This is a genomic window from Brevibacillus centrosporus (assembly GCF_003710815.1).
Classification (GTDB): domain Bacteria; phylum Bacillota; class Bacilli; order Brevibacillales; family Brevibacillaceae; genus Brevibacillus; species Brevibacillus centrosporus.
Genome location: NZ_RHHP01000025.1, coordinates 44,245 through 56,147 on the forward strand (window position 1 = coordinate 44,245; position 11,903 = coordinate 56,147).

The window sequence follows — 11,903 nt, forward strand, 5'->3', positions numbered from 1 at the left end:
GGCTCATCCTCCCTTTCCTTCGCCAAACCGTTGATCAAAGGAAACTTACGCTTTGTTCCGGTTGTCTACGATGCGCATCGCTTTGCTTTCGCTTCTCACGAGAGAGTTTGGTGGCAAGAGACGCAGCACGACCGTTACACCCAGCGAACACTTGATATCATGTCCAATTGCTTTCTTCAAGGGAACAAGATCAGGGCTGTCGATACTGCCGATCTCGCTCATGTACTCAGGTGTCAATTCACAGTGAACTTCAAAGCGATCAAGCGCTCCGTCACGCTCAATGACGACTTGGTAATGGGGAGCCAGCTGTTTGAAAGTCAGCAATACTGCTTCAATCTCAGTCGGGAACACATTGACCCCGCGGATGATGAGCATATCATCGACGCGTCCTTTGATGCGGGACATGCGAAGCGTAGTACGACCGCATTTACATGGAGCTGGATTCAGAGAAGCAATGTCACCTGTCCGATAGCGAATCACGGGGAACGCTTCTTTTGTCAAAGAGGTAAAGACGAGCTCACCTTCTTGTCCGTATGGCAGCACTTCTCCTGTGTTTGGATCTACGATTTCCGCCAAGAAATGGTCTTCTGCGATGTGCAAGCCATCTTGTGCTTCGTGGCATTCAATCGATACGCCTGGCCCCATTACTTCGCTCAATCCGTAAATGTCTACCGCTTTAATGTCGAGTGCTTCTTCCAGCTGTTCACGCATTTCTTCGGACCATGGCTCCGCACCGAAAATGCCGTATTTGAGACTTGTCTCGCGTGGGTTAATTCCTTGCTTTTTCATTTCTTCCACGATATTGAGCACGTACGAAGGAGTAGCTGCAAGTCCACGCGGCTGGAAGTCTTCGATCAAGGTAATTTGACGAGGGGTGTTCCCTCCGGAAATCGGAACCGCAACTGCGCCCATGCGTTCGATGCCATAGTGCAGCCCCAAACCGCCAGTGAACAGTCCGTAGCCGTATGCATTATGGAAGATATCGCCTGGCTCACCGCCCGCGCTACAGATCGCACGTGCAACGATTTCCGACCAGTTTTCAATGTCATTTTTGGTGTAGCCTACAACGGTTGGCTTCCCTTTTGTTCCGGAAGAGCCATGGATACGCGAAACTTCTTTCATATCGACAGCAAACAGATTGAAAGGATAATTCTCGCGCAAATCTTTTTTCTTCATAAACGGAAGCTTCTGGATATCATCAAGGGTCTGGATGTCTTCTGGTTTTACACCAGCTTCGTCAAATGCTTTTTGATGAAAAGGGACTCGTTCATAGACACGTTTTACGGTTTCTTGCAGACGTTTCAATTGCAATTCTGCCATTTTCTCTCTTGGCAGCGTTTCCATTTCCACGTTAAAAATCATACCGTTCCCTCATTTCTCAACATTCCTGTTGTTATTTTCTGGTTGTTATTCGCCTTTAAACACCGGTTTGCGTTTTTCGCGGAACGCTTCAAGCGCTTCTACCCGGTCTTTCGTCGGAATAATCACTTCATAACACATCGTTTCTACATCCAGACCCGTCTGCAAATCGACACTGGAGCCGCGATCAATCGCCAGCTTGGCTTGATAGACAGCAAGTGGTGCATTGGCCAGGATCTCTTGCGCCAAGCTTACACCCAGCTCGTACAGCTGTGTCGTATCGTTTGCGAGACCGCTTACAAAACCAAGTTCGAGGGCATCGGCAGCCGTAATTCGGCGAGCCGTCAAAATCAGCTCCTTTGCCTTGGAAGGTCCAATCAGCCGAGACAGTCGCTGCGTTCCTCCTGCTCCCGGGATGATTCCCAAGCTTACTTCGGTCAGACCCATTTTGGCTTCAGCCACTGCATAGCGGAAATCACAGGCCAGCGCCAGCTCAAAGCCTCCACCAAAAGCAAAGCCGTTGATCAGGGCTATGGTCGGCTGCGGCAGTCTTTCCAGTGCTGTAAACACATCTCTGATTTTGCGAACGTTGCGGCGAACCTGCTGCTCTGTCAAGGTACGACGCTCTTTCAGGTCTGCACCTGCACAAAAAGCGCGACCCTCGGCTTTTACCAAAACGACGCGTACTTCTTTGGAGTCCAACCGAATCTCTTCGATGATTTCACCCAAGCGATCCAGCGTATCATAATTGAGTGCGTTCAGCTCATCAGGACGATTGAGTGTGATGACGCCGATATGCCCGTCTCGTTCGAATCGCACAGCTTCCTGATTCATATTGTCCTCCTCGCCCATTTGCAAAAAATTATGCCTGTTTAACTCGTGCGTAGGTACCCGTTGCCACTGCGACAAGCTTGCCGTCACAGGTCACGCGCGCTTCCATGATGATCAAGGTCTTGCCGCTCTTCAGCACACGGGACTCTGCTTCCAAAAGCTCTCCGCGTGCAGGGTACAAATACTGAATCTTGCTTTCTACTGTTACGCATTGCTGAACGCCATCGACGTGAGGTGCGGCACCATGCCCCATCGCAACGTCCGCCAGTGTGGAAGTAACACCGCCATGAACGACTCCATCAATACTATTGAACAGCTCTGGGCGTATTTTCAGAGCAACCTTGCAGCCCTCTTCATCTCGATGAATAACCTCGATCCCCAGATAGTCATTAAACCGATTGCGGATATGCTCTGACATTGCTGCGTCTCCTTTTTTCCTCGTATCGCGTAAAACAGGGAAAGGAGCCTTTCGCATCAGCTTCGGGCATCCTTTTGCTGGGGTTATTTTGCCTCGTGATCCTCAATCGATACGAAGTAATCGTTCTTGCGGTAAGCTAGCGCATCCAATGTCGCGATCAGCTCGCTGTCGCTTTCTACGCGAATGCGATACCACGCTGTACGGTTGTTTTTCTTTTCCTCGGTGGCCGTGGCAACGAGGCGGTTCCCTTTAAAGCCTGCTGCCAAAAAGCCGATGTTCATCGAAAGGGCAACGGACGTTTTTCCGTAGGAATTACAGGCAGCTGCAAAAACGAAGTCTGCCAGCGAGAAGATCACTGCTCCATGGGCGGTTCCATGGGCATTCAGCATATGCTCCTCCACCGTCAATTCGGCAGTCGCCGTTCCCTCTCCCAGTTCGATCAACCGAATTCCAAGGAACTGTGCATATTTATCTTGCGTTAGCTTTTCACATATCTCGTTGTATCTCTCTTGGTGAAGCTTGCTTTCATCAATCGTTTGGCGCATAGCTTACACCACTTCTGCAAAGTGCATCGTTACGACTGACCCTGCAAAGCCACGCAGGTCCTTACCAGCAGCGCGTCCTTCTGGAGATGACAACGCTTCCAACAAAGCTTCTTTGGATTCAAAGTACATGTTTGCGATCAGATGCAGGTCGCTTTCGCCCATTGGTGTGCCGTAAATTTTGTTTACTTCCATCTTGATCAGGCCTGGCATTTTTTCTGCCAGCGGGGCATGAACTTCATAATAATGCTTGTCAAATGCCTCGACATCCTCCGGTTTACGATAAACAGCCACCAATTTTACCATCATGATCCCTGCTTTCCTATTAGAAATTGTCTAAACATGTGACGTGTAATTAATATAACGTTATTTTAACGCACGTTATAGTTTTTATTATATAAATACTTCAGAATCGGCGCAAGCATTTTCCTATTGCCCTGTTCCATCGTTCGACAAAAGCAAGAGGCCTCTCTCCCACTATATGGCGAAAAGCCTCTGTACATTATGGAAATGTATGAAAAGCGCGGTATTCATTTGGTCAGACTGTAGTGGAGGAGCGGAAAAAGGAGAAAGCGCTCCAGCTTCTTGGGTCCCCTGCAGTGAGGTCATCCCTGTACAGCTCCATGGAAAAATCGAAACCGCGTCCAAAGTGGCTGTTTCAGGATGTGTCCCAGAGGTGGACGCTTAAGACCGTGTTTCCCTTTTTCCATTCCGCTTCGGCTGGTGCCCCAAAGAACTTCGCTTATTTCTCCTTTTTCCTGGGCCAGCTTGGGGTCTTACTCCCTTAGAATGAACTTCGAAGCGTGAGAGCTTTTGGTCAAAAAGCATTTTCTACCTTGATCCACAGCAGAACAAGGCTACTAGAAACCGCAAAAGCTCGCTAGAGAAGCAGGTTTCCAGGCGGAGCGACTGCGGAACCCTGCATAGCGGAGCAAAGAATTCACGGGATCAAGAAGCGGTACCTCTGTATTCGCTACGAAGCGGCTACGACTTTACCGCTTCCCCGTGAATCGTTGTGGAGCGGACAGTCTACCCTTCCCCGCAGGGTGCAGCCTGGAGCGCAGATCGGAAACCTGCTTCTCCTCACCTCAGTCATGTTGCTCGACAGTGAGCATTTTCTCCCTCGAACCACAGCAGAATCAGGTTGCTAGAAACCTCAAAAGCTCGCGGGAGATGCAGGTTTCCAGGCGGAGCGACTGCGGAACCCAGCTTAGCGGAGCAATGAATTCACGGGGGCAAGAAGCGGTACCTCTGTGTTCGCTACGAAGCGGCTACGACTTTACCGCTTCCCCGTGAATCGTTGCGGAGCGGACAGTCTAGACTCCTTCGCAGGTGCAGCCAGGAGCAGATCGGAAACCTGCTTCTCCCCACCACAGTTATGTTATTCGACAGAAGAAAAAAAGAGAGCAGACACGAATGTCCACTCTCTTTTTCCTTTTAAATCCAAACCCAGAACACGAATACGATGATCGCCAGCAGGATAACGAACAGTCCTGCGAAGATGCTGATCCGTGCAAACTCATGACCTTTTTGGTCCATGTGCATCCAGACGAAGAGCTGGAAAAGGGCTTGAACAAAAGCCAGAACCACAATGAATGGTACGGTAAAGCCTACCGGAATTACTTCGAAGGCAACGGCGATAAACGCAAGTGCCGTCAATACTAGAGAACCGATGAATGCAACGAGATGTCGTTTTGGACTATCGTGCTTCACTTTAGGCTTACGCACTTCTTCTGTATGTGCTCCCATTGTTTATCCCACCTTTCCACCGATCATACCCATGAGATATACCACGGTAAAGATGAACACCCATACTACGTCAATAAAGTGCCAGTACAGGGAGGCCAGGTAGAACTTTGGAGCGGTTACTACCGTCAGACCTTTTTTCGTTGCCGATACTTGCAGAAGGATGATCCAGAGAATACCGAAAGCTACGTGGCCTCCGTGGAATCCTACGAGTGTATAAAACGCGGAGCCAAACGCACTCGTCGAGATCTTATGTCCTTCGTGCACGTAATGCATGAACTCATAAATCTCCAAGCCCAAGAATCCGAGACCGAGAATAACGGTAATGGTCAGCCAAACTTGAATCTGCTTCAGATTTTTCTTGTGCAGAGCAAGCGTCGCCATTACAGCTGTCATGGAACTCGTCAACAGAAGCAGTGTCGCTGCTGCAACCAGTGACATGTCGAATAGCTCTTGCGAAGTCGGACCGCCATTTGCCTGATCGCGCAGGGCAATGAATGTAGCAAACAAGGAACCGAAGAGAACAGTCTCCCCACCAAGGAAGAGCCAGAAGCCAAGAAGTTTATTCTTGCCCTCAAGGGTGGCTTTTTCCGGTTCGTCAGGCAAAACTGCATTTGCGTGATGTGTAGCCATTTAAGCCTTAACCCCCTTATCCTCGATTTCGTCCTCATGAATATGATAACCAGGATCGTCTTTTACCGAGCGTGTAAACATGCAGGCGAATGTCACCAGCAAGCCGATTACCACTACCACGTAGTTGTGGTACATGAAACCGTATCCCGCGATGAACAGACCAACAGACATCAAGAACGGCAAGAACGACGGTGATGGCATATGAATATCGCCAAGCGGTTCTGCAGGTGTCATACCTTTGTTGCCCGCCACTTTTTCGATCCAGAAAGCATCCAGACCACGAACCAGTGGAGTTTGAGCGAAGTTGTACTCCGGTGGAGGCGAAGGAATCGACCATTCCAGTGTACGTCCATCCCATGGATCTGCAGGTGCGCGCTTGGAGCTTGCTGCCGTCACGAAGATGTTTACAAGGAACAGGATTGTACCAATCGTCATACCGAACGCACCAATAGTACTGATCATGTTACCCATATCGAGGTTTTGATCTTTGAGGTAAGTGAAGACACGACGCGGCATCCCCATCAGACCCAAGAAGTGCTGCGGGAAGAATGTCAAATGGAAACCGATGAAGAACGTCCAGAAGTTCCATTTTCCCAAAGTTTCATTGAGCATTTTTCCGAACATTTTTGGCCACCAGTAGTGCAGACCCGCGAAGAGCCCGAATACGAGACCCCCTACGATAACGTAGTGGAAGTGAGCAACTACGAAGTAGCTATCATGGTATTGGTAGTCAGCTGGCGGAATAGCAAGCATAACCCCTGTCATACCACCGATTGTAAAGGTTGGAATAAAGCCTACTGCCCACAGATTTGCTGATGTGAAACGAATTTGACCGCCCCACATCGTCAACAGCCAGTTAAAGATTTTAATCCCTGTCGGTACGGCAATCAACATGGTTGCCAGACCAAACAATGTGTTCGCGATTGCACCCAGACCTGTTGTGAACATGTGGTGAGCCCACACCATGAAGCCGAGGAAGCCGATCAGCGCCGTTGCAAATACCATGGAGCTGTAACCGAACAGGCGTTTTCTTGCAAAGGTAGAAATAACTTCAGAGATCACACCAAATGCAGGAAGAATCAAAATGTATACTTCGGGGTGACCGAAGATCCAGAAGAGATGTTCCCAAATGACAACGTTACCACCCGCATCCGGATTGAAGAAGTTACCTCCGAACAAGCGGTCAAACATCAACAGAACCAGACCCACGGTAATCGCAGGGAATGCGAACAGGATCAGACCGGATGTAACGAAAGCAGACCAGGTAAACATCGGCATACGCATGAACGTCATACCTGGAGCACGCATGTTGATAATGGTAACCAGGAAGTTGATACCACCAATCAGTGTACCGATACCGGCGATCTGCAGACCCAATACGTAGAAGTCTACACCGTGGCCACTATATTGGTTCAAAGCCAAAGTTGTATAAGATGTCCAACCAGCGTCAGGTGCGCCACCCAAGAACCAGCTTGTATTCAGCAGCACTCCCCCGAAGAAGAAGAGCCAGAAGCCAAGAGAGTTCACGAACGGGAACGCAACGTCGCGGGCACCGATTTGAAGAGGAACAACTGCATTCATCAGAGCAAAGATGATCGGCATTGCTGCGAGGAAGATCATCGTGGTACCGTGCATGGTGATCAATTCGTTAAACGTCTTGGCACCTACCACAGAAGACTCCGGATACATCAGCTGCAAGCGAATCAGCAGGGCTTCAAAACCGCCAGCCAGGAAGAAAATCCCACCAGCAATCAGATACAGGATCGCGATTTTCTTATGGTCCACTGTCGTGAGCCAATCCCACAGCCCTGAGCGATTTGGTGCGTGAGAATCATGTGCAGACACAGGTTTACCTCCTTTTAAGCGTCACTGCCTATGACGGGTAATATCTTGTATGAATCTTACTTCACGCTAAGTGTTTGCAGATAATCGACGAGCGCCTTCGTTTGCGCATCATCCAGGTTCAAGTTAGGCATGTTGTTGCCTGGCTTGACCTTTTGAGGATCTTTCAGCCACTCTGCTACGTTTTCAGGCGTGTGAGCAAGAATCCCTGCTACGCGTTCACGATCTGCAAAGTTCGTCAGGTTTGGACCCATTTTGCCGCCTTTACCGGCAACAGCATGGCATCCCAAACAGCTCTTGTTGAAGATTTCTTGACCTTGAGCAGCACTTGCAGCAGTAGCAGCAACTGGTTCAGCGGCTTGAACGCCCTTCATGCCATTTGCCCAGCTGTCAAACGCAGCTTGATCCATTACTTCTACCTTGAAGTCCATCAAGGCATGGGACGCTCCACAGAGCTCCGCGCATTTTCCGTAGAAAGTGCCTGTTTTGTCAGCTTGCAGCCAGATTTTGTTTTCTTGGCCCGGGTTGGTATCGATTTTACCGCCCAATGCCGGAATCCAGAATGCGTGCATAACATCTGCTGACGTTACATGGAATTGAACTTTTTTGCCGACTGGCAGAACCAAATCCTGCGCAGTTGCTACACCAAGGTCTGGATACTCAAATTCCCACCAGAATTGGTGTGCTGTCACTTTCACTTGAAGCGCTTCTTCTTTTGAATACTCCTTATGAAGCTCGAAACCAGTTGTAACGGTCGGGATTGCCATTACAATCAGAAGCAGGAATGGAATTACTGTCCAAAGAATTTCAAGTGCATGATTGCCTTCCACCTGTTTCGGAATTCCTTGCTGTCCCGGACGCTTACGGTATCGAATAAGGACGTACGTAAAGATCAGCATAACGACAATAAAAACGCCGATCATGATAGCGGAGGACAGCTTCATCAAGTCAAACTGCATCGCTGCAACCGGACCGGAAGGCTTGAGCGTGGAGAGCTCATCTTTGCCACAACCGGTTAATGCCAGCGCCAGCAGACCAAATAGCGAAAGCTGACGCCAAAACTGTTGCCAACCCTTCATACCCATGAACCCCTCTTTCTTCGTGTTGGTAACGTTCTAGCCACGCTTGCAACTAGAAGTTTATCGCACTCTTTCACTTGTGAGGATGGCCTCAACTACTTTCCCCAAATATGATACCCATTTACGAAAAGTATTAGCAACCATTCCAGAAACAAACAAATAGAGTTAGGGATAGCAGACCTCTACCCGCGCGTGGTAACCATTTAAGTATACATAAATTTTCCTTAATCTAAAGGCAGTTTGTTATCATTTTGTTAACAAATTTATGAACAAATTTGTGAACTTTCGTGTTAATACAGACCTAAATTGGTAGGAAAAAGGAGAAAAAATATGCAAAATAGGCCTGTGGCACTGGTTACAGGTGCCTCTAGCGGGTTTGGCATGCACGCTTCCTGTGCATTAGTCAAGGCTGGCTACCAAGTAATTGCTTCCATTCGAGACATCGGAAACCGAGGAGCACTTGACAAAATGGCAAAAGTACATATAGCAACGGAACATATGGAAGTCATGCCTCTGGATGTTACAGATTCAGAGCAGATCGCAGCAACTATTTCTTCCATCGTTAGCCGCTACGGGAGAATCGATTTACTCCTCAATAATGCTGGATATGCCTGCGGCGGCTTCGTTGAGGAACTCTCTCTTCAGGAGTGGCGCAAGCAATTTGACGTCAACGTGTTCGGTCTCATCGATGTCACACATGCTGTCCTCCCACACATGCGTCAGCAGCAAAGCGGCCGCATCATCAACCTCAGCAGTATCAGTGGGCGCTTCGGCTTTCCAGGGCTTGCTCCCTACACTGCCTCGAAGCACGCTGTGGAAGGCTTCAGCGAATCCCTGCGCCTGGAGATGCTGCCTTTTGGTGTGGACGTCGTTCTGATCGAGCCTGGATCATACCGGACTTCCATCTGGGAAAAGGGGATCAAATCGAGCACGAAGGAGCCTCATTCCTCGGCCTCTCCCTATCTCGAGCAAATGCAAAAGCTGCGTGCTGCCGTCTCCCATATCATGGAGAACGCTCCCGAGCCAGATGAGGTCGTAAAAACGATCGTACATGCCGCCACCACGCAAAAGCCAAGACTGCGCTACCCGGTAGGAAAGGGTGTCGGACTCACCATCGCTGCAAAGAATCTCTTACCTTGGAGATGGATAGAGGCCATCGTCTCCAAACGAATGAGGTGAGCCCCTCCCTGCTTTAGAACAAGCTCGTTTTCTTCGGCTGGGGTAAGCTCGACACGTAGCTATGTAGTACCATCCCGAAGATGACCAGCAGCATCCCTACATTGGACCACAGCCCTGGCAGCGGCGCGCTCAGGAGCATCATTTCAAGCATGACGGCAAAGACGACTTCTCCCGCTTGCGTAGCCTCGACGACAGCCAGCTGCTGGGCGTTTCCCTTTGCCAGATCCGTCGCTTGGAAAAAGAGCACTGTCGCCACGATCCCGGAGGAAAGAGCTACGAGCAAGGATTGCAGTGTTTGTCCACTGCTGGGCGCCCCTTCCGTCACAAAGCCAATAATCGCGAGCAGCACCCAAAACGGAAGACTGGCAAGCGTCATTCCCAGCACCCTCTGGTAGGCGTCGATCCGCCCTTTTGTCATCGCCATCATCTTTCGGTTTCCCAAAGGGTAGGCAAAGGCAGCCACCACGATCGGACCTATCCCGAGCAGCACTTCCTTCATTCCGACGGATGCTGCCTCGTGCAATTGCATCAGACCAACCCCGGCCAAGATCAGCATGGACATGAGCAGCCCCTTGTAGGGGATTTTCTGCCCAAACAGCGGAACGAGCAAGGAACCCGCGATGATCGTCACCTGCCATGTCCCGGCAATCAGCCAGCCTGGACTATAAATCGCCGCGAAACATAGCGGTGCATAGAACAAACCAAATCCGACAAAGCTCCACACCCCCCATTGCCAGGGGGTTGCTTTCATTTCCTCCCAAAGTGGCTGCAGCCCTCGCCGCATGCCGACAATTACCAAAAGAAACGGCACCATAAACAAGTAGCGAAGGGACGCACTGTAAAGCCAGCTGCCGCCGGATAGCTCCATCGCTCTGTTCAATACAAAGGTCGTCGCGAAAAAAAGCGATGCAACCACTCCCAATAGAATCGCCCTCATGATTTCCCCCTCACCCATCAATCAGGTTTACTCTCTTCTTTCAGTAGAATAGCTCGGGCTACCCCTGCTGTCAAAGCCAACCAAAAACGCGCACCTCAAAAGAGAGTGCGCGTCATCCATGTAAGGCTATTCGTATTCGGATACTCTCCCTGTCTGAATAAGCCAGCCATGCTGCAAATATTCCGCAACTCCATAAAAGATCGCCACGAAGCCTGCTCCCATCGGCGTGATCTGAATCGCAGCGGGCAAGATAAACGCGCTGACGTACGTAATCACAAAGCCTGCAATCATATCAAGCGCTGTCGTCAGCCATAATGTTCCTGGCCGCAGGATGATTCTCTCCAGCCAATAACCCGCGAGTGCCAATACAAAGCCTACGCCAATTGAGTAATAAAGAGATAAATAATTCACTTCCGGAAACAGCGCATCCGCCAATACTACCAACACCGGACTTACGAGCAGCTTGATCAATAAACCGTCCACGCTCATCTGCCTCCCTCATTTGGTTTCTACAGTATTCCCACTTCTGTCCATTCTACTGCACGATTTTTTTGCGGAACCCTGCTATGATCAGCAAAAATAGGGGAAAGAGAATCCCGAAAGAAAGGTGCGTACGTCCCCCAGACCGGAATCAGCTCATACAAAGTGGAGGTAGTCGGGATGAGAACAAGCGCAAACACAATATTGCACATCGAAAGTGGCAGCAGGAGAAATCGATACTCCCGCAGACCAAACACATGTGCCAGACCGTAGCTGGGGAATGTCAGTCTCGCTGTTTGATCGTAGCCTAGCACAAGGAGACAAAGCGCTGTCGTGATGATTAATGCAAGTCCGCCAACCACCATTCCGGTGATGAGAGATTTTCCGTTATTCTCTGGTCGGTTGACCATTGGATAGATCATCAGGACAGTCACCCCTTCCATTAAGGGAAATCCAGCAAATGGCAGAGCAGCCCGGATGACTGGCCCCACTCCGTTTTCCAGGACAGGCAGGATATTTTCCAGCTTGGCATTCGGCACGACAAACAAAACGAGAATGCCAAATAACAGGAGCACCCACGGAAAAAAAGCAGCTCCGTGTAAGCCATCAGGGTCAGCCCAGTAAAGCGCCGTCCCAGCGCATGTATCAGTGCTATACTCAGCAGGCCAATGACCATCGCAAGAATCGCTGCTATCCATGCGTCCCGTTTGGCGACAGTTGCTAACGGCCCTGGCATGATCAAAACAGCACTCCCTAGAATGTAGAGTACAGTCATAATCGTCAATTGTCGCGAGCTGATTTTGCCTTCTTCCCACATGCGCATCCGTTTCCTTCCTGTGAAGGCTCGACCGTCGAGC

The 11,903-nt window shown here is 49.9% G+C and carries 14 protein-coding genes; 1 reads left to right on the plus strand and 13 read right to left on the minus strand.

The genetic code is table 11. The features are described 5' to 3' along the window. Positions 1-45: 45 nt before the first annotated feature. From paaK to coxB, 9 genes are all read right to left on the minus strand, one after another. Entirely contained in the window at positions 46-1,362 is a 1,317-nt protein-coding gene (paaK, locus tag EDM55_RS19415) for a phenylacetate--CoA ligase PaaK (protein WP_092273703.1), read from the minus strand. A gap of 45 nt (positions 1,363-1,407) precedes the next feature. Then, a complete protein-coding gene (locus EDM55_RS19420) occupies positions 1,408-2,193 on the minus strand; it encodes an enoyl-CoA hydratase-related protein (RefSeq protein ID WP_092273706.1) in 786 nt (261 codons plus the stop codon). Between the two features lie 28 nt (positions 2,194-2,221). Next, on the minus strand, positions 2,222-2,608 hold the full coding sequence (locus EDM55_RS19425) for a PaaI family thioesterase (RefSeq protein ID WP_092273709.1): 387 nt from the start codon (positions 2,606-2,608) through the stop codon (positions 2,222-2,224). An 83-nt stretch (positions 2,609-2,691) separates the two neighbouring features. Beyond that, positions 2,692-3,153 carry a hydroxyphenylacetyl-CoA thioesterase PaaI gene (paaI, locus tag EDM55_RS19430; RefSeq protein ID WP_092273712.1) on the minus strand — a complete coding sequence of 154 codons (462 nt, stop codon included), beginning with the start codon at positions 3,151-3,153 and terminating at the stop codon, positions 2,692-2,694. 3 nt (positions 3,154-3,156) lie between these two features. Then, the gene (locus tag EDM55_RS19435) at positions 3,157-3,456 is read right to left on the minus strand and encodes an EthD family reductase (protein ID WP_092273916.1); all 300 of its coding nucleotides are present in this window, start codon (positions 3,454-3,456) and stop codon (positions 3,157-3,159) included. Between the two features lie 1,131 nt (positions 3,457-4,587). Then, positions 4,588-4,899: a cytochrome C oxidase subunit IV family protein gene (locus EDM55_RS19445; RefSeq protein ID WP_092273715.1), complete on the minus strand. Its 312-nt coding sequence runs from the start codon at positions 4,897-4,899 to the stop codon at positions 4,588-4,590. A 3-nt stretch (positions 4,900-4,902) separates the two neighbouring features. Continuing rightward, positions 4,903-5,529, minus strand: coding sequence for a cytochrome c oxidase subunit 3 (locus tag EDM55_RS19450; protein ID WP_092273718.1), 627 nt, complete (start codon positions 5,527-5,529; stop codon positions 4,903-4,905). Next, a complete protein-coding gene (gene ctaD, locus EDM55_RS19455) occupies positions 5,530-7,374 on the minus strand; it encodes a cytochrome c oxidase subunit I (RefSeq protein ID WP_092273721.1) in 1,845 nt (614 codons plus the stop codon). It lies immediately after the preceding gene. A gap of 56 nt (positions 7,375-7,430) precedes the next feature. Next, complete coding sequence (coxB, locus tag EDM55_RS19460; RefSeq protein ID WP_092273919.1) at positions 7,431-8,450, minus strand: cytochrome c oxidase subunit II; 1,020 nt, start codon at positions 8,448-8,450, stop codon at positions 7,431-7,433. A gap of 330 nt (positions 8,451-8,780) precedes the next feature. On the opposite strand from coxB, the gene EDM55_RS19465 reads away from it, so the two are divergent. Then, positions 8,781-9,629: an oxidoreductase gene (locus tag EDM55_RS19465; RefSeq protein ID WP_122961134.1), complete on the plus strand. Its 849-nt coding sequence runs from the start codon at positions 8,781-8,783 to the stop codon at positions 9,627-9,629. 13 nt (positions 9,630-9,642) lie between these two features. Here EDM55_RS19465 and EDM55_RS19470 read toward each other — a convergent pair whose 3' ends face one another. The 4 genes from EDM55_RS19470 to EDM55_RS31085 form a co-directional block, all read right to left on the minus strand. Continuing rightward, positions 9,643-10,566: a DMT family transporter gene (locus EDM55_RS19470; RefSeq protein WP_122961168.1), complete on the minus strand. Its 924-nt coding sequence runs from the start codon at positions 10,564-10,566 to the stop codon at positions 9,643-9,645. 126 nt (positions 10,567-10,692) lie between these two features. Then, positions 10,693-11,049 (minus strand): hypothetical protein, encoded by a 357-nt coding sequence (locus tag EDM55_RS19475; RefSeq protein ID WP_092273922.1) that lies wholly within the window; start codon positions 11,047-11,049, stop codon positions 10,693-10,695. Between the two features lie 26 nt (positions 11,050-11,075). Next, positions 11,076-11,585 carry a GerAB/ArcD/ProY family transporter gene (locus EDM55_RS19480; protein WP_246070895.1) on the minus strand — a complete coding sequence of 170 codons (510 nt, stop codon included), beginning with the start codon at positions 11,583-11,585 and terminating at the stop codon, positions 11,076-11,078. Continuing rightward, the gene (locus EDM55_RS31085) at positions 11,489-11,869 is read right to left on the minus strand and encodes a GerAB/ArcD/ProY family transporter (RefSeq protein WP_139228110.1); all 381 of its coding nucleotides are present in this window, start codon (positions 11,867-11,869) and stop codon (positions 11,489-11,491) included. The genes EDM55_RS19480 and EDM55_RS31085 overlap by 97 nt, the downstream gene beginning before the upstream one ends. Positions 11,870-11,903 lie beyond the last annotated feature (34 nt).

Coding starts and splice junctions, on each gene's coding strand:
- EDM55_RS19435 (WP_092273916.1), bottom strand. CDS start 3,456: ATGGTAAAATTGGTGGCTGTTTATCGTAAACCGGAGGATGTCGAGGCA.
- EDM55_RS19425 (WP_092273709.1), bottom strand. CDS start 2,608: ATGTCAGAGCATATCCGCAATCGGTTTAATGACTATCTGGGGATCGAG.
- EDM55_RS19445 (WP_092273715.1), bottom strand. CDS start 4,899: ATGGGAGCACATACAGAAGAAGTGCGTAAGCCTAAAGTGAAGCACGAT.
- EDM55_RS19465 (WP_122961134.1), top strand. CDS start 8,781: ATGCAAAATAGGCCTGTGGCACTGGTTACAGGTGCCTCTAGCGGGTTT.
- EDM55_RS31085 (WP_139228110.1), bottom strand. CDS start 11,869: ATGCGCATGTGGGAAGAAGGCAAAATCAGCTCGCGACAATTGACGATT.
- coxB (WP_092273919.1), bottom strand. CDS start 8,450: ATGAAGGGTTGGCAACAGTTTTGGCGTCAGCTTTCGCTATTTGGTCTG.
- EDM55_RS19420 (WP_092273706.1), bottom strand. CDS start 2,193: ATGAATCAGGAAGCTGTGCGATTCGAACGAGACGGGCATATCGGCGTC.
- paaK (WP_092273703.1), bottom strand. CDS start 1,362: ATGATTTTTAACGTGGAAATGGAAACGCTGCCAAGAGAGAAAATGGCA.
- EDM55_RS19470 (WP_122961168.1), bottom strand. CDS start 10,566: ATGAGGGCGATTCTATTGGGAGTGGTTGCATCGCTTTTTTTCGCGACG.
- EDM55_RS19450 (WP_092273718.1), bottom strand. CDS start 5,529: ATGGCTACACATCACGCAAATGCAGTTTTGCCTGACGAACCGGAAAAA.
- paaI (WP_092273712.1), bottom strand. CDS start 3,153: ATGCGCCAAACGATTGATGAAAGCAAGCTTCACCAAGAGAGATACAAC.